This window comes from Marinobacter sp. Arc7-DN-1, assembly GCF_003441595.1.
Lineage (GTDB): Bacteria > Pseudomonadota > Gammaproteobacteria > Pseudomonadales > Oleiphilaceae > Marinobacter > Marinobacter metalliresistant.
In genome coordinates this window covers 3595331-3613266 of sequence record NZ_CP031848.1, presented here as the reverse complement: position 1 = coordinate 3613266, position 17936 = coordinate 3595331, and the positions used below count along the sequence as shown (strand labels likewise).

The 17936-nt window shown below is 52.5% G+C and carries 15 protein-coding genes and 1 pseudogene; 13 read left to right on the top strand and 3 right to left on the bottom strand.

The window, feature by feature from the left end; all coding sequences use genetic code 11:
- Positions 1–640 precede the first annotated feature (640 nt).
- On the bottom strand, positions 641–841 hold the full coding sequence (locus D0851_RS16985) for a hypothetical protein (RefSeq protein ID WP_162893769.1): 201 nt from the start codon (positions 839–841) through the stop codon (positions 641–643).
- Between the two features lie 48 nt (positions 842–889).
- On the bottom strand, positions 890–1288 hold the full coding sequence (locus D0851_RS16980; RefSeq protein ID WP_117619686.1) for a site-specific DNA-methyltransferase: 399 nt from the start codon (positions 1286–1288) through the stop codon (positions 890–892).
- A 534-nt stretch (positions 1289–1822) separates the two neighbouring features.
- On the opposite strand from D0851_RS16980, the gene D0851_RS16975 reads away from it, so the two are divergent.
- From D0851_RS16975 to D0851_RS16955, 5 genes are read left to right on the top strand one after another with little or no spacing between them, the layout of a single operon-like run.
- Positions 1823–2422, top strand: a complete 600-nt coding sequence (locus D0851_RS16975; RefSeq protein WP_117619685.1) for an HNH endonuclease family protein — start codon at positions 1823–1825, stop codon at positions 2420–2422.
- A gap of 46 nt (positions 2423–2468) precedes the next feature.
- Positions 2469–3662, top strand: a complete 1194-nt coding sequence (locus tag D0851_RS16970; RefSeq protein WP_117619684.1) for a tyrosine-type recombinase/integrase — start codon at positions 2469–2471, stop codon at positions 3660–3662.
- On the top strand, positions 3659–5752 hold the full coding sequence (locus D0851_RS16965; protein WP_117619683.1) for a hypothetical protein: 2094 nt from the start codon (positions 3659–3661) through the stop codon (positions 5750–5752). The genes D0851_RS16970 and D0851_RS16965 overlap by 4 nt, the downstream gene beginning before the upstream one ends.
- Positions 5749–8436, top strand: coding sequence for a hypothetical protein (locus tag D0851_RS16960; protein WP_117619682.1), 2688 nt, complete (start codon positions 5749–5751; stop codon positions 8434–8436). The genes D0851_RS16965 and D0851_RS16960 overlap by 4 nt, the downstream gene beginning before the upstream one ends.
- Positions 8436–8948, top strand: coding sequence for a hypothetical protein (locus D0851_RS16955; RefSeq protein WP_117619681.1), 513 nt, complete (start codon positions 8436–8438; stop codon positions 8946–8948). The genes D0851_RS16960 and D0851_RS16955 overlap by 1 nt, the downstream gene beginning before the upstream one ends.
- Before the next feature lie 370 nt (positions 8949–9318).
- On the opposite strand, the gene merR is transcribed toward D0851_RS16955, so the two are convergent.
- Positions 9319–9768, bottom strand: coding sequence for an Hg(II)-responsive transcriptional regulator (gene merR, locus D0851_RS16950; protein ID WP_117619680.1), 450 nt, complete (start codon positions 9766–9768; stop codon positions 9319–9321).
- Positions 9769–9841: 73 nt separating this feature from the next.
- Between merR and merT the strand changes: the two genes are divergently transcribed.
- The 8 genes and pseudogenes from merT (at position 9842) to D0851_RS16905 (ending at position 17732) form a co-directional block, all read left to right on the top strand.
- Positions 9842–10204: a mercuric ion transporter MerT gene (gene merT, locus D0851_RS16945; RefSeq protein WP_117619679.1), complete on the top strand. Its 363-nt coding sequence runs from the start codon at positions 9842–9844 to the stop codon at positions 10202–10204.
- Positions 10205–10241: 37 nt separating this feature from the next.
- Positions 10242–10517, top strand: a complete 276-nt coding sequence (gene merP, locus D0851_RS16940; RefSeq protein ID WP_117619678.1) for a mercury resistance system periplasmic binding protein MerP — start codon at positions 10242–10244, stop codon at positions 10515–10517.
- A 23-nt stretch (positions 10518–10540) separates the two neighbouring features.
- A complete protein-coding gene (gene merF / locus D0851_RS16935) occupies positions 10541–10789 on the top strand; it encodes a mercury resistance system transport protein MerF (protein WP_085919224.1) in 249 nt (82 codons plus the stop codon).
- On the top strand, positions 10786–12189 hold the full coding sequence (gene merA, locus D0851_RS16930; protein WP_117619677.1) for a mercury(II) reductase: 1404 nt from the start codon (positions 10786–10788) through the stop codon (positions 12187–12189). Before merF ends, merA begins: the two co-directional genes overlap by 4 nt.
- A gap of 11 nt (positions 12190–12200) precedes the next feature.
- Positions 12201–12824 (top strand): organomercurial lyase MerB, encoded by a 624-nt coding sequence (gene merB / locus D0851_RS16925; RefSeq protein WP_117619676.1) that lies wholly within the window; start codon positions 12201–12203, stop codon positions 12822–12824.
- A gap of 1 nt (position 12825) precedes the next feature.
- On the top strand, positions 12826–13248 hold the full coding sequence (locus tag D0851_RS16920) for a MerR family DNA-binding protein (RefSeq protein ID WP_117619675.1): 423 nt from the start codon (positions 12826–12828) through the stop codon (positions 13246–13248).
- 84 nt (positions 13249–13332) lie between these two features.
- Positions 13333–14637, top strand: a pseudogene (locus tag D0851_RS16915) (Glu/Leu/Phe/Val family dehydrogenase).
- Positions 14638–15584: 947 nt separating this feature from the next.
- Positions 15585–17732 (top strand): P-loop NTPase fold protein, encoded by a 2148-nt coding sequence (locus D0851_RS16905; RefSeq protein ID WP_117619674.1) that lies wholly within the window; start codon positions 15585–15587, stop codon positions 17730–17732.
- Positions 17733–17936: the final 204 nt, after the last annotated feature.

Genomic DNA, 17936 nt, shown 5'->3' with positions numbered 1-17936 from the left:
ACAACTCACCTGGGTGGGTGGGCTAACCCTCAATTTACCTACTGTGCACTCAAGAAACTGCACAAATCAATCTCCTTTAAAAAAACGCTAGAAGCGAAAATTTTATCTAAATATATCAAGATCTTACGAAATACTGAACCCAAAAATTACACAAAAACAGCCCAGCATCAGGTGTGCAAAATGAACTTACCTGCGGTAATTCAGCTTAACCCTAATGGGGCTAGTCCCATACCCCGGCCCTCGCGGGTAAAGCAAGGGTTGCAGCCGATGACTGCAACCCCATAAATGGTACTCAAGGATCCGGCCTAAAGGGTCCGTACCCTCGCCTTCTGCAGCGGGCCGCGCAAAAAAACCTTGAAGCCTTGAGCTGCTCGGCCGCACCGGCACTTACCTAAAGGCGCGGCTAATTCGGCGATGCTCTAACGTCAATATGAACTGGGTATACATTACGCTACAAGCTACGCTTTGCTATTAATGCCCGCTTTCGAGCCAAAGCATTCCCGAAAATCGTTGATCAACGGTGCAGCATCATTGAAGAATGGCAACCCGAAAACCTTGTAGTCCTTTCCTTGAAACAAAAGGTGCATTTTCGCATCTGTCTCAAGTTGTTTGAGAAAGTCCTCTTTCCACCTATCCTGATCTACCAAGTGAGCACCTTGTTGTAGGGTGGATCAATGTAAATGAGCTTAACCCTGGCCTCATAGCTGGCCTTAAGCGAATGGAGCGCGAGGAGGTTGTTACCCTTAATCAGCAGATTGTCATCGTCCGCCACTTTTCCGACGGGCTTGGGCACTCCCGTCGCAACAGCCTCGGCGTCCCAACGCTCCCATCCGGTCATCACTTTTGGCTCGAATAGTCGGGTAATTTCATCCGGCGCCAGCGTGGTGTTTCAGAAAACTTCATTGCGGCCTCGATCTTCATTCGTCATCCCGCCTTCAAGCACGCAGTCTTTATAAGGCCAAGCAAGCACCACGTCGCGAGACTGGCTAAAATAGTCGCGCCCCCCATCTGTAAGTCCAATGCGGTTTTTGAAAGAAGTATAGCTGTCTGGCAAGAAGGCTTTGTTGGAAATGAAATCCTGAAATTTAACCTTGTCAAACACGAGCACACCCGATACCTCGGTAAAGAAATGCGCTTTGATCGTGTCGAACTGCATCAGTAGTTCCAGCAGTCGAGAGTCCAAATTCAACGCGGCCTCGACCACCGCATTCTTTAGGATTGCTCCATCAGAGATGAAGGATTGTTCCTTTTGCAAAAGGTTTTCAAGATATTTAAATAGGTTTTGCAACTTTTGTCTTCCTGCTTGTTAAAACATGGCTGTATACAAGCCCGCTGATAAGCAACCAGCTCCAACCGGCCAGCTTATTACGGATCCTCAACGCACGCAAAAGTGGGCAAATCCAACATAGCCAGTGTAAGCCTCATTGAATTAACGGTAGGCGGCGCATCTGTCAGATTGATCATCGACTGGTTCGCCTCTATATAAACCAGACGGCTTTCAACCGTTTAAGCCCCGTTAGCCCTTGATCTGTGGACTGCACAAAATTTGAGGTTATGGTGAAACGTCTCAGGGAAAGGGAGCCAGGCCTCTCCCTGGCGCGTCACACCACTGGGCAGGTGTCGCGTTTGCCTGGCATCCCTGCCGGCACTGAGCCCCGATCTTCCTGATCAATTGACTCCCAACCAGTATGTGCGACTTGGCCCCCCGGCGAAAGCCGATATCACTGCAAAACGATTGGGTTATCTCCTACAGCGAGACATGCGAGGCCGTGCCCGATACGATGGCCGCCAGATTACGCTTTTTGTATTTAAGGAGAAGTAGTTGCGGTACCTCCCGTTTTCATTACTGGCGCTCATAATCGTCATTGGGTTTGCACCCGTTGCAGCTGAGACAATCAAAAAGACGTCTTCAGGCATTTGTCACCCACCTGAAAGCTCATATTACGATCGCACCGAAAATTTCCTCGCCTTTGACTCACTGGAGACATGCGTAGCCAGTGGCGGTCGCCTACCCAAGCAGTTGGCCTCTAATAACGCGCCCAAACTGAACAAACATCGGGCCGATTCATACAGACGATCGGCCTTCGGTCACGGCTGGGACGATGCCGATGGCGACTGCCAGAACAGCCGCGCTGAGGCGTTGATCGCAAGTTCCAGTACGCCAGTGCGTTTCGCGAGCGATAATCGTTGCCGGGTCGTTGCCGGTCGTTGGATCAGCCCCTTTACAGGCAACGTTATCCAGAACAGCCAAGATATTGATATTGACCATGTGGTGCCACTGAAGTGGGCATGGGAGCGCGGGGCCGATACGTGGACCTCGAAGAAGCGGGAAAGGTTTGCAAACGATCCAGTCAACCTTTGGCCGGTCGAGTTGGGTTTTTCGAAAGACCAATATCGAATAGGAAAAGCATTGCTTTTGTAGTCGGATCGGCAAAGTATAAGAAGACCATTCAAATGCCGGTGACGATGTGACTGTTTTCATCGAGAAGCAAGTCGATTATCAATTTAACGGTCACCGTTTTGAGCCCTTCTGGCTTATCCTCAATGAGCGGCGCAAACCACCGCTTCTGCCGCTTATGTTCACTACCTTTCTAGCTCGATTCGGCGCTGTCTTTGAGATCAAAGAATTGTCCGACGGAACGTTGCAAGGGCGCACCGGCAAGCTCTACGAACTGGTCGAGAGAGAGGTCTCTGATGCGACGATGCGAGCCTATATCTACGCGTTGGCTCAGTTTTTGGGCTACCTGGAAGAATGTCGGCTGAGTCATCAGACGGCGGGACTGCATGCCTCTTCGTCCTGTAGTGAGCGATTCGTGAATCATTACCTCAATGAGGTGCTTTCAAACCGTCTTAAATCCTCGCAATCCCTCCAGACCCATCTATCAGCACTCACTGCTTATTATAACTTCCTGCATTACATGGAATTCTCTTCACGCCTGGCGCTGCGCGTTTATCGACGGACCCGGCAGGCCATGGCGGAACGGAACACCAAACAGCATTACATCCAGTACGTTCCGAGACACACGCGTCTCACATTGCTGAATCATTGTGAAAAGCTGGCTGAAAAACTCATGATGAGACTGGGGTTTGAGGTGGGGCTCAGGACTGCGGAGTTGCGGGGTCTGCGCACACCAGCCTTGTGTGTTCTGTTCAAACAGTTGGATGACCGAGCTTACGACCACGTCGAGCAGTTTAGGTACTGGCTGGAGGGTCGCTATGCCAAAAACAGCAAGAGTGGTTGGGTGTATTTTGACAGAGAGTTGCTTTCGGATATGAGACGGTATTTTAGTACCGAACGCCAGTGGGCGATTGACGAAAGCGGAACGGCGGATGAAAGCTTTTTTCTCAGAACAGATCCGCGATTCCTCGGTACGGGCATCAGCGAGTGGCACGCTTCACGACGCTTTCGACAGAGGGCCGATGAGGCTGGTTTGCACTCCAGTCTGAGCTTTCACGATCTCCGCCATACCTTCGCAACGGAACTGTTTCATGAAGAACTCACGGGGCCTGACGGCCGGGAAACACGCTCGGAATCGGCAGCGCTTATTGTTGTTGCCCAGCGACTCCGGCACACCGTCGGGCGAGACGGTCATGCTTCATCGGTCACAACTCGGTACATCCGCATGAGACTCCAAATGTTAGAACTTGAGGGCGGGAGGTGAGTGAAAAGTTGGACGGAGTGGCTGAGCTGGCGCATGCACCGGACGATATGGCTAAAGCATTCGATCAGACGCTGCCGGAACAACCCACATATACATCGATTAAGCCTACTCGAATCACATACAACACCCAGGCTGGTACCACTCAGATCATCGCCTTAACCCGGGAAAACAAATTTCACGAAGCCATTTTCCAAGGGGCCTCTGCCACATTTCAATCAGACTGGTTTCATGGCCTTACAGAGACATCGCGACGAGCTTATTCGGACTCCATACGCCGATTCATCGATTGGGTAAATGAAACGGGTTACGAAAGCACTGATATCAATCGTTACGATTGCCTGAAGTCCTACGAAGCGTATTGCATGAATCAGCAGGGCCAGAAGCGCAGCCCGTTAGAATTCTTAACCGCAGTTATGAACAGGGCCCTGGCTAGCCCCGGCCTGACGGACGAGGATTTCGGCTATCTGAAGACACTACTGAAGGTGTCAAAGCCTTCAAAAGGAGGGGGTGCTAAGCCATATACCCTTACGGACTGGTTCAATCTGCCCTGGCTGCGATCTGTTCTCGGTGAGCAAAAATACCTTCAACTGGAAAGCCCAAGCAGAATGTTTTTGAGCTTTCGGGTGACGATTGCCGAGACACTACTTCATCTACTGGACGTCCGGGCAGAATGGCAGCAACACCCCATCACAACGTTTGAAGAGTCTGCTTGCGGGAAGAACTGGTTTCGTAAATGGAACTACAAGATATTAAGGCGTTTTGGTTCGTTTGATTCCGCAGGGCAGCCGCGAGAGGCATGGACAGAACTGCTGTGGCTGGATTTGGTTCGCCCCTCTGACCGAGGGTCTATTAAAACGCTGTTATCGCAGAGCGGCATTGAAAGCTTGGCCTCTATGCCTCGGGTCTGCGGCCAACGTATTCGATCCTGGGCTCGCTCTCCCACCATTTATCATCCGGATTATCAACACGTTTACTCCCCTCTTGAGGAGCGCCTGATGGCCTGGTTGGTTGCCTGTGAAGCGGTGCAGCCAACCGATATTCCCAAACTGAAAACAACGGATTACGCACACGAATTCAATCAATCCGGTCGCCTGATTGCGATGGAGTGTTGTTACTACAAGGGCCGTGCCAGCTCGACTCGGCAACCAGCGATCCTGATGGCGTCCGACTGCTGGACAAAAGCCCAGTATCGCTACTTAACAGGTTTGCCGGTCTCTAGCCCTGTCTTCCAATTCAACGTTATGTCAGAAAAAGCGATGCCGGACATTAGAGAAGGTTTCGCGCAGAAAGGAGATATCTCTTTCTTGTGGCGAATCTGGCAATTGCCTCGCGTCCAGCGGCTAATTGACGCAGCTTTAAGGCGAGCCGGTGCCAGTTCGATTTTTCTGGACGCCGCGTTGGCGCTGACTCAGGGCAGCGAGCCTGTGGGCATTTTCGCAAAGACATCCGAAAATAATATCGGGGCGTATCGCGAGTCGGTCGCGCGCCCGCTTCCTCAGAACATATTTTCTCTCACGCATGTGAAGACCACTGCCGTCCATGCGGGGTCGGACCGTTACCGTGACGGTGACCTGATCAACCACCACTCGCACACCTCGGCAACCGAAAAGCATGCTTATCTGACCGACGCCAATAAGGATTTCGTCAACCGTGCAGGTCGGGTCACCCGCCTGGTTCTGAACGATCTCCAGAATGTTGTATACCAACCATCCGTCTCCGCAATGGCGGCAGCGGTGAACGATCTCGAGTTGAACACTCGCGTGGTAGAGGCCACCGGTTCAGAGGACGCTCGAGTTCATTCGATCGATCAGTCGATCAAACGGATCCAAAACGACGATGTCATCCTCGTTCCTGACACAGTGGAGCAGGCGCTGCTGTTTATTCATACGATCGCCGAAGCCGAGACTCGGCTACCGCAAATGCTGGCAGTTCGGCCCGATTGGGTCGAGCGCACACTGTTGATCCGCGTTGAATGGATGACGCGCAATCTGGCTCGTATGCGTTCTGCTGCTGAGGCCCAGAAACAATATGCCGACCTTAAGCCCCATCTGCCCAATTTGTTTGATTACCTACTGGAGACTGTGGAATGACCGCAACGACAGCACGTCGGCATCGGAATCTACCGGATCTCAATGAATTGCAGGCACGTCTCAACGCTTTGCCTGGTAACCGGAGTAATCAATTTACGGAGAACGTATGGCAATTCATCAACCTGAGGGGAAAATGTTACACAGTCGACTTTGACACTGTTTTGGCACTGTCTGAGGACTACCCAGACTGGGTGCGGGAACAGGGTATTGATCCCGTCTCGCTCTCCAAAGAGATCTGGCTGTCCCTCGCCGAATCGACGACCGTCAACAGCTACACAAGAAGACTGAAAGGACTGAGGCTATGGATGGTCGCCTTGGCGCGAAGAAACCTGCCCCGCCTCACCCGCGAAAACAGCCGAGAGGTGTTGGCCTTCATGCTAACGAACAATTGGAGAGGGGGACGCCCCTCGCCGCTTAAAGCCGTACGCAGTCAAATAGACATGACGTTTCTCATGCCCCTTCAAGCGCTGAAAGACGCCACTTCGGAGTTGGGCCTTGACTGGATTTCTCGGGATGTGACCGAAGCTCATGTCAGGAAGCAGTTCAAGGAGCTGATCCCTGAACTGACGGATAATAACCTGACCTACCAGGATTGGAAAAAAGGCCAATCCTTTAACCTGCTTACATTGGATCATGGAAGATATTATGTGGAGCACTGTCTCAATTTTTTTGAGGAGCACGCCGCGCTTGCCTGCGCCCTCAGTCAAACATTGCAAGCCTTTGCGACGATTGCCACGGATCTGGGCGTGAGCCAGACATCTGTCAGGGCTCATATCTCACGGGTCCTTGAGGGGCGACCGGTCACCGAGATATGGCCAAGTAGGCCAGCATTGGGGCAGCGGGTGCAGACGGCTGTTGTGGATTACTTCCTGGAAGCTCACCGTCAGGCACGCTTCGAACATCACGTCCTGAAAGAAAATGTGTTAGAGCAGATTGGCGAGGCTTTCGGCCTTATCCCGTCACCAGAGACCGTAGACCGCCTGCGGGTTATCATCTGGAACTGGCTGCGCCGGGAGGATATCGAGGAAACGCAGTACCTTCTGGGGGAATGTCAGAGGCCGGTGCCCTGGCACTTGTTCCTGCAAAATCTCGATGCCATGAAACAACGCTGTGACCAAAGTGGCTCTTTTGTGCCCACGGTGGCATTTTTTAAATCCTTTGGCCTTGAAGGAACGGCCTACGAGGGCGGAAAAAAGACGAAAGGTGGCTACAGTCTGCCTCGCCAATTCATTGAACTGGTCGCGTCAGCTGGCTTAGTCGGTGTGGTGGCGTTGACCGGATGGCGAGCAAGCGAGTTCGGGTTTTCCTATTCTGACATCCAGCGCAACCGAAACATGGACAAGCTGGATCAGTATGCCTTCCCGCATCGCTATCAGGTAGATTGGTACGTCTATAAGACATCCGGGCGAGTCCGACAGTTACGGGAAGTCACTTTCAGTGCTGTTGCTATCGCTGAGCGCCTGGGGCGTATACATGGCTCTGACCATGACCGGCCATGTTTGTATGGAACATTAAATAAAAAAATCCCCTCCCAGTCTGAAGAATCAGTGCTCAGAGCCGTCGGTGGCCTTTGGCCGCACTACGTCCAAAACTATGCCGGTTTTGAACTGATCGATAACTGGGGGTCGTGGCAAAGTTTGGCGCAAGTTGAAGCATCCGGCGATTTGCTGACGATGGACCAGTACCGGGAAAAGGAACGGCTTTTGGTATCGCGCTCCGCCGACGAATGGAACGAACTCACAATAGACGGGAATTTACGAGAGGCGCATCGTCGAACCCGTGAAGAGTGGCCTCGGCTGGCTTTCTTTTTCCAGAAATCTGTCGGCGACAAGAAAGACTGGGTGACCCAATACCGTAACGGTACCCTGCGGCCAGACTGGCGGGCTCTGCTTAACACTCACCTGTCCGACGAAACACGGGATTGGCTTTTCTCACTCAGTGAAGTCGAGTGCCGATCGGGGGAAACATCCAAAACTATCCACAGCGAGGTGCTGGGTGAGGCACTGTATCCAAGCCCCCACGCGTTCCGCCACATGTGGGCAGAGGCGATTTACCGACGGTTTGATGGTGATGCAGGCTGGATGATCCGCAGCCAGTTCAAACACATCAGTCGAACCATGTGGCTGGCTTACATCCGCGATAAAGACAACCGCGCAGGCCACCAACGGGTGAAGATCCGTGTCATTAGTTCGCTTGTCCACAACTACATCAAACATCACGGCGAAGGCTACGCCGGTCAAATGAACAAGTTACTGCGCCGCCTCCTCCGGCAGACGCGCGTCCAGAGCCCGGAGCAACAGACGGAATTGGCCGAGCAACTGGCAAACATAGAGGTTGAAAACATCAAGGCGAATCCCTGGGGGTATTGTTTGCTGATGCGGCGGACCAGGTATAGAGCCAGATGTGCCGAAGAGGGTGAACCGATGCGCCACAATGCGTCCCCTGAGCTGTGTCTGGGGTGCGTCCATAATCTGATGCAGACGACCAATGTCGAGTGGATGCTTTTTCAAATTGCGTCACATGTTGAGGTTCTGAACAACCCGGTCGTCCCGGACATTTTCAAACAGCCTTCGTTCGAGCTGGTGCGCAATGTCACACGTCACGTCCGGACGCTGAACGCCCGCCACGAGGCACTACCTGAGCTTGAATCCGTGTTAACAAGTTACAAGTTGAGGGCTGCGTAATGGTGATGGAGTATCTAAAAAAACGTGCGGAGGCAGGGGCCGGCAAAGGACTCGAAGATCGTCCAGACTGGGTTTCCGACAGAAACGCCAGTGCTGCCGCCTGGCAGTGTGTTGAGGATATGAAACGAGAGAAAGCGCTCTACATTCGGCGTCACCGCACGCCTACGGATTTTCTCGTGAAGAAAAGTTATCAAATCAAAGGCTCCGAAGTCGCCGCAGTGCTCGGCATGAACCGCGCGACGCTCATGAACACGTCGAGCTATTCACCCCATCTCAAACAGTACCTCGATGCAGTAAACGTGGATCTAGACGAAGCCAAGAGCGCGAAACTGAAGCGGGCTGAACGCCCCACAGCCACCGGGATCAGGAAGAGCCGGAAAGACGACCTGGTCGATCTGGTCAAGGAATTGCGGATGAAGAACGAAGCGTTGAGGACATTGGCAGCAGAACCGTTGGACGAAATCTTCGAAGGTTTACCTCTGCCGATAAAAAAGAAGTTGGGGATCGCCTGATGACGAATGGACAGCAAAAATCGAAGCAGGTCACCACCCGAACACCGCAAGTCCGTACGTCAGCATACCGACCATTACGTTATCGATAATTTGCACCCAGACGAACTTTTCGAGTGGGAGCCAGACAATCTACTCGGAAGATCTGAAATCGCGTTCAAAGCAAGTGGTACCCTGTGTATCTATTGGTCTCGTTGACCGGGTCGTCGGCACTAGCTCCACGATTCTATTAACTTCTGAATGCTAAGGTCACTGGGAGCGCGGGTGGGGCGGCACCCTTGCCATCTCTATTGCCAGATTAACGTCTGTACCTTGGTACGGGGCCGAGTGGACACAGGGCTAACCGAGATCAACACCGGCCCGAAGCCAAATATTACTGGGCAGATTGCTCGTCCCTCTGGGTTATATGCCCCCTGATCCCTTCATGCAATGACCCAATCAGCGGGCAGGTAATATTGCCTTGTTGGGCGTGGCATCGGTCAACCATTTCGCCCAGAACCAACTCGACTTTCTTCAGCCTGTCGATCTTTTCGCGCACGTCCCGCAACTTATGCTCGGCCAGAACACTGGCTTCCTGGCAGTGGGTGCCGTCTTCGAGCCGGAGCAGGTCGCTGATCTCATCGAGACTGAAGCCTAACTGCTGCGAAGTTTTCACAAAGCTCAACCTGCTGATATCGCTGGGAGCGTAGCGTCGAATACCCCCGAGAGGACGCTGGGGCTCCGGTATCAACCCACGTCGCTGGTAGTAGCGGATGGTCTCAACTGAGACGTTCGCCGCCTTAGCCAGCCCCCCGATGGTCAATGAGTTCATTTCATCCGACATTTGCCTTGACTCCGTAGTTGACTACGGCTTTAAGCTTAGCTTATCGAACAAGGCCATAAAAGGTGCAATCACAATGTCAGAGTTGAAATCAGAGTCCAAATCCGGTCGCGGGTCATTAATCGCAGGCGGGGTCGCAGCAGTGCTCGCATCGGCCTGCTGTCTTGGCCCCCTGGTCCTGATCGCCCTTGGTGTTTCCGGTGCCTGGATCGGCAACCTTGCCGCTCTGGAGCCTTACCGGCCGTGGTTTATTGGTGCTGCTCTGTTGGCGATGGTCTTTGCCTGGCGTCGGATATACCGGCCCGCGCAGGACTGCGAACCGGGCGAAGTCTGCGCGGTACCGCAAGTGCGCACTGCTTACAAGATCACCTTCTGGATCGTCGCGCTGCTGATACTGACCGCGCTGGCGTTCCCTTTCGTCTTACCGCTGTTTTACTGAAACCTGATCCAACCTATTTACTGAGAGGCACCACACCATGAAAAAGTCCCTAATCACCGCCGTACTGTTTACGCTGTTCAGCCTGCCTACCCTGGCGGCACAACAAACGGTGACCTTGTCCGTTCCAGGCATGACCTGTGCGGCCTGCCCGATTACCGTCAAAGCCGCCCTGAAGCGGGTCGACGGCGTAAGTGCTGTGGATGTCCGATATGAGGAACGGGATGCGACGGTGACCTTTGACGATGAGAAAACCTCCGTTGAGGCGCTGACTCAGGCCACCACCAATGCGGGTTATCCGTCCACCCTGAAATAAACCGGGACGACCAAGGAGTAACCATGAAAGATCCCAAGACGCTGTTGCGAGCGAGTGCTATTGGCACTGTCGTGGTCGCGCTGTGCTGCTTCACGCCGATTCTGGTGGTTTTACTCGGATCCGTTGGTCTGGCAGCGCTGACCGGCTACCTGGATTACGTGCTGTTGCCGGCGCTCGCCATTTTTATCGGCCTGACCTGCTACGCCGTATGGCGTAAAAAGAAATACGACGCCTGCTGCGATAGCCCATCTACCAAGGAGTCACATGAATGAGTAACGACAACCTGCATATTGCCGTGATTGGCAGTGGCGGCGCTGCCATGGCCGCCGCCCTGAAGTCAACGGAACGCGGAGCACGGGTCACCCTGATCGAGCGCGGCACCCTCGGTGGCACCTGCGTCAATATCGGCTGTGTGCCCTCGAAAATCATGATCCGGGCTGCAAACGTGGCTCATATGCGCCGCACCAGTCCGTTCGACGAGGGTATCGAGGCAAGCGAGCCGTCCATTGACCGGCCCCGGTTGCTGGCCCAGCAACAGGCCCGGGTCGATGAGCTTCGTCGCGACAAGTATGAGGGCATTCTCGAAGACAATTCGGCGATTACTGTCGTGCGGGGTGAGGCCCGTTTTACCGACGCCAATACGCTGACAGTGACGCGAGCCGACGGTACGGAGCGCGAGGTACGCTTTGACAGAGCGTTCATTGGTACCGGTGCGCGGCCTACCATCCCACCGGTTCCGGGCCTGTCCGATACGCCGTACTGGACGTCCACCACGGCACTGGCCAGCGACACCATTCCGGACCGGCTGATTGTCATCGGGGCGTCTGTCGTGGCAGTGGAACTGGCACAGGCGTTTGCCCGACTGGGCAGCGAGGTGACCATTCTGGCACGCAGCCGGCTATTTTCCCGGGAGGACCCGGCCGTGGGCGAGGCCATTGAAACTGCGTTCAAAACCGAGGGTATCAAGGTTCTGAATGACACCCAGGCGAGCCAGATCAGTTATACCAACGAGGAATTCGTGCTCGACACGAACGCAGGGGAACTGCGCTCCGATCGGCTGCTGGTGGCCGTGGGACGCACACCGAACACAGACAGGCTGAATCTGGAAGCGGTCGGTGTCGAGACGGATCGCGGGTCCATTGTCGTCGATGAGCAACTCCAGACCCGGGTGCCGGGCATTTACGCTTCCGGCGACTGTACCAATCAGCCCCAGTTCGTCTATGTGGCGGCCGCAGGTGGTAGCCGGGCCGCGATCAATATGACCGACGGCGATGCCCGCCTGGATCTCAGTGCCATGCCGGAGGTGGTCTTTACCGAGCCGCAGATCGCGACTGTCGGTTTGTCCGAGGCCGACGCCGAGGCAAGAGGCTACGTCACCGACAGCCGTACCCTGACCCTCGACAACGTGCCACGGGCTTTGGTCAACTTTGATACCGGAGGCTTCATTAAAATGGTCGCGGAACGTGAAAGCGGGCGGTTACTGGGTGTGCAGTCCGTGGCGGGTGAGGCCGGCGAACTGATCCAGACCGCCGTGATGGCCATACGCGCGGGCATGACCGTCAACGAGATTGCCGATGAGCTGTTCCCGTACCTGACGATGGTTGAGGGTCTGAAGCTGTGCGCTCAAACCTTTACCAAGGATGTCAAACAATTATCCTGCTGCGCGGGATAAGGCAAGGCCCCATGAATGATGTGCGTGAAATCGTAAATCGGCTGGGCCTGACCGGAGAAGCGGAGGCCACGCTTCATGTGGCGCTATTGCGTGAGCTGGTCCAGGGTCGTCCGGTCACTCTTGAGCGGCTTGCAGCGTCGCTCAACTGGACGACGGACCAGGTGGTGCAGGTGCTGGAACAGCTGCCTTGCGGAACCGTCGAGTATGACGGTCAGGGACGGCTGGTCGGCTCAGGCATCACCCTGCGTGAAACGCCGCATGCGTTTGTGGTAAACGATCAGCCGCTCTACACCTGGTGTGCACTCGACGCCTTGATGTTTCCGGCTGTCATTGGCGAACCCGCACAGGTTCGGTCGCGTTGTCCCCACACCCACAAGCCGGTCACCTTGACGGTCACGCCACAGGAAGTGCTTTCGCTCCAGCCAGAGGACGCGGTTCTCTCGCTGGTTTCCGTGGCCACGGACGGCGACATTCGCAGTGCCTTCTGTTGCGATGTCCACTTTTTTGCTTCTCGATCTGCCGGGGAAGCGTGGTCCGGGGACAAACCGCACGCAAGCATTGTGACTGTTCAGGAAGGTTTCGAACTGGGTCAGGCCATTGCCCGGCAATTGCTCGACAAAGCGGAGAGTGACTGACATGACGGTGAATACTCTAAGAGCAGAACCTGACGTTGAACGCGGACCGGAAACACAAAGCCAAGGGTATGTCATTTCCCAGGCGGCCCGTTGCTGTGGTCTGTCGGTGCCGCAAATTCGGACGTACCTGGATATGCGACTGGTGCAGGCCTGCGGAAAAACCTCGGGGGGCTTTCGCTTGTTTGATTACCGCTGTCTGGAACGGCTGAAGTTCATTGGGGCTTGTCGTGAGGCAGGCCTGGGGCTCCCGGAAATCGCCGAGTTTGTTCATGCGCTCGACAACGGGGATGAGCAGCAGTGCCGCACAGCCAAGCGGCAAATACAGGATACTCTTGCCGTTAAGAGGGCGGCGCTGAATCGCTGTACCCAAGTGTTGACAAAGGCAGAGCGTGGAGCCGGGTTAAGCGATTCAATTTCGCCATAAGTGAACGCCTACACCGGAGCGGTGTCCAGAGAAAAGACACGGCTGTCTACACCTTACTTTCCCTATCGAGATATTGAGGTAACCATGAGCAGTAATACCCATCACTTACTCGAAGATGCCCAATCCCGAATGGCTGACATTTACGAGTGGCTGGAGGTGGCTGACGATAGTCGCCACCGCCTGGGGCAACCTAAACGCATCCATCAGGCCAGTTTGTCGGTGCGCATGGATGATGGCTCGCTGCGAGTTTTTCCTGCCTGGCGCGTGCAGTACGACGATACCCGTGGCCCCACCAAGGGCGGCATTCGCTTCCACCCCGATGTCACCGAGGATGAGGTCGCGACACTGAGTTTCTGGATGACGTTGAAGTGCGCTGCGGTCGACCTGCCGTTTGGTGGTGCCAAAGGGGGTATCTGTGTCGATCCGAAGACCCTCTCCCGCCTGGAGCTGGAGCGATTGTCCCGCAGCTATATCCGTGCCTTTCACGATGTGATCGGCCCTGAACGCGATATTCCGGCCCCCGACGTCAACACTAACGCCATAATCATGGGCTGGATGGTGGATGAATACGCCCAGATCGAACGTCGGCACGTGCCCGGCGTCATTACTGGTAAGCCCCTGGGACTAGGGGGCTCCATTGGTCGTGAGGAAGCCACTGGTGCAGGTGCGTTGCAGGTGTTGGACTTGTGGGTAAAACGGCAGCACCAGAAACCGGAAGATCTGACAGTGGCTGTCCAGGGGTTCGGTAACGCCGGCCAGCATTTTGCGCGCCTGGCGCACGATGTCGGTTATAATATTGTCGCATTGTCTGACTCCCAGGGTGGCATCTACAGTGATGAGGGGTTGGATCCTTCGCCCATCCTGCGTCACAAAAACCGTACCCGCGAACTCAAGGGCATGGTCTAATGCGACGATTCCGTGTGTGACCTCGCGGACACGCAGTCCCTTAGCGGCGACGAATTGCTGGAACTGGACGTCGATGTTCTGGTGTTGGCCGCACTGGAAAACCAGATAACGGACGCCAACGCAGATCGGGTCCGGGCCAGGATGATCGTGGAGATCGCTAACGGCCCCGTCAGCAGCGACGGTGACCGCGTCCTGAAGGATCGTAATATCCCGGTGATCCCGGACATCATCGCCAACGCCGGCGGCGTGATAGTCAGCCATCTGGAATGGGTTCAGAACCGGATGGGCGATTACTGGTCAGGCGAAGCCGTGGAAAAGCAACTCAGGCAGCGTCTTGAGCGTGAAGCGAATGCCTGTTTCAACCTGGCGGAGGAGAAAGCCATACCCTTGCGCACAGCCGCCTATATCCAGGGTGTCGGGCGGATTGTGGATGCCATGGCTCAACAGGGCACTCAAGGCTATTTCAATGACCAACTTGGGTGAGGTGAAAAGCGACGGTGGCGGTCATCCCCTTACTGCTGGGGTGCCCACTTCATGTCTGAACTGAACTCTTCTCTCTCTGGCATTGTCCTGTCTACGCTCACAGCCGTTATGCCAACCCTAGATTTGTCTCGTGGAGCGCACGAACAAATGTTGCGGGCTGAGTTGAAACTAAGAATCAATGATGGTCGAAATAACGTTGCAAAAAAATGTTGCTGTAAAAAAGCTGAGCAGTGCATGGATTTCAGAGGTTCGAGAAAAATTAACAACAAAAATCAGTTATGCCTACTTCGTATAACTGGGCTTGAATCGCAGCAAAGGCGCCAAGGGCCCGGACGAATGGCTGCCACCGTCAGCCCAGTGTGGTTATGTGGCGAGATTTCTCCGTGTTGTGAAACAGTATAATCTTCAGCCCTCCTCATCCGAGGCTGGATGGATACCGTCTTTTCTGAATGAGTGCCGGAGCTTAAACAAAAGTGAATATTTGCAGCTCTCAGCTTAGAATCGGCTTTCGATTAAATTTTGACGATTGGCGAAGCGCTTAAGCGGATTGACTAACGATAAGTGGAATAATTATTCCGATTCGGCGAACACCGCTGATATCGGGTTTATTTCGGGCGTTCGAATTTCGTCGTGGCCAATAATGGACATGCGCCAATTAAATAGGCTCGAATCGATCACTCCTCTGAAGGAAATGGCGATGGCGAAGATAATTATAGGAAAGAAGACCCAACGTCCCATTGTTGGATTCAGGGCCATGGTATGGTTGCACAGTGGCCTTGGTTGGTAGGGCACCGATAGGGTTCTGACGGGGCGTGTCTAATTTATTCTGGAAGTCCACAGTTTGGTGGCGGCGCCCCAAAGAGGCGGCTTATCCATGGCGCAAGGCTCGTTCAAGTCAAAGCCACTTTTCGTCCTAGAAGTAAAGAATAGAAAGGGAAAATAAGTTCATGGGAAGTTACCATAATGATCAGCCGATTAGCGGCGAAGAGGAAAATCCTGACCTTTTGAGTAGAAAGGAATTTTCTGAGCGTTTGGCAAAAATACTTCTCGTAGCACCCACTGATGACTGTATGACAGTATCTCTTGAAGGCGATTGGGGCTATGGAAAAACCTCTGTAATTAATCTCGTTAAAAGAACTTTATCACAACAGGAAAATAGTCCTGTAATAGTGGAGTATAATCCATGGTTGGCGGGGAAAGCAGAGGCCTTAGTACAAGATTTTTTGGTTCAGTTTTCCGCGCAACTCAATATACCAGATAGGCCAAAAGAAGGATTAAAGGCCTCTAGGGAGTTATTGGCGTACTCAAAGCTATTTAACGCCATGAAATTCATTCCTGGAGTGGAACCATGGGCTTCAACAGTTCAAGGGGTTTTCGGTGCGGTTGGTGGCGCCACTAAAAAGATTAGTAAATTAAGAGAACTTGATCTGCTTGGGAGAAAGAAAAAGATAAACTCTATTCTAGAAAATCTGGGAGTATCAATAGTCGTTGTTATTGACGACATTGACCGATTGACTCCAGATGAAGCATTCCAAGTGATTAGGCTGGTAAAGGCCGTAGCCGATTTTCCGGGTACATCCTTTTTATTGTCATTTGACCCGACTTATCTCGCAAGATCGCTTGAAAAGCAGGGTATTGACAAATCAAGTCAATATATAGATAAAGTAGTTCAGCTAAGAATTCCTTTGCCTATTATAGCCCATCGTGATCTTCAGAATCTAGCCAATATCGAGCTCCAAAATTTATCGGAAAAATCTTTAACAGATAGCTTTGAGCGCGACCAGGAAAGATTGAGTTATTTATATCATCGTTATGCAAAACATCTTATAAGAAGCCCTCGTGAGCTAAAAAGGATTTTCAATCATTTACGATTTGTGCTTGCTCAGACCGAGGGTAAGGTTTGCTTCACAGACTTGTACTGCCTATCTATTTTGGCCATAAAGAGCCACGAAATATATCAATCAATTAAAGACTCCCCCGAATTGTATGTCGGCCGAAAATTTGATGACGATATTTCTTTTGAAAAGCGGGAAGAGGTTATAGAAATAAATAAAGGAAAAAGAGAAGCCGTTCTCGCGAAGTGTTCTGAAAAAGATTCTATCTATATAGGAGGGATATTAAAAGAATTGTTTCCTCTTCTCGATGATACCGCTTATTCAATGTACGGCTCCGATTACGATAAATGTGGACGGGTAGCGTCGGAGAAACGTTTGTATACGGCCCTTCATTATCAGGTTCCACCTGGTTCAGTGTCAGATACGGAGATAGTTTCGTTTCTAAGCGGAACTATTGATCGTGAAGAGTATTTGAAGAAAGCAATTGATGAAGAATTTGTGGAGAGGTTATTCGAGCTTCTGCAACAGAATATAGAAAAGGCAAGCCAAGAGGACGCGTTTCATTCTTTGAAGGCGATGTACTATGTCTTTTTTGATTCGGATTATATTAAAAGACACGAAGACGAGTTTCATGGTTTTTTTAAGTTTGATCTTTATCGAAGCATTATGTGGTTGACGTTTTCAATTATTGAGAATTCAGATAAAAAAGAAAGTTTTCTTTTCGGGCTTCTTGAAGAGCAAAAAGCACTTCCGATTACAGCAGATATAACGCGTCGCTTGTTGTTGCAGATAGGAAGGATAGAAACAGACGACCCGCGATTTAAGCAAGAGCAGTGGTTGCCAAAAGAGAAGAGCGAAGAATATATCGAGCTCTGGTCTGGCTTGGTAATGAGTGAATTATTGGAAGGAAATCTTGTAGACTCTGTTCATGCTTCACATATTTATTTTGTTTTTTATCGCGCGTCTAAAGAGAAAGCCAAGCAAGTTTTCAGCCGGTGGCTAAGTGAAGAATCAGGCCTAGAAAAGGTCGCGAAGCTTATAGGCCGGTGTGGCAGTGATTCAACGAACGGTCCGTATGCGGAAATATCTGAAGAATCACTGTCTGAGCTATTGGATTATCAACTTCTTAAAAAGCTAGCTGACAATGAACTGAAAAGCTCGACAGATAATCTTTCGACATATCTGCAAGCTGTTTACAGAAGTATTTCGACAGGTGATAAGTATTACCTTAACGACGCCTCTAAGGGTGAAAAATTCTAATATTATTAGTAATCGAGCAGAAATACATTCGGCTGGTAGTGACTGTACTTCGCCTCAAGCAGTTCCTGGTCCGGTTCTTAATCGATCTGCTCGAATGTTCGCTTTGCGACCTTAACTGCCGAATTATGCAGGTAATCTACGGCCAGAACCGGCCACAATATTGTCACATTATCAGAGTGAAAACCGGGAAAAGTGTAACCTCGA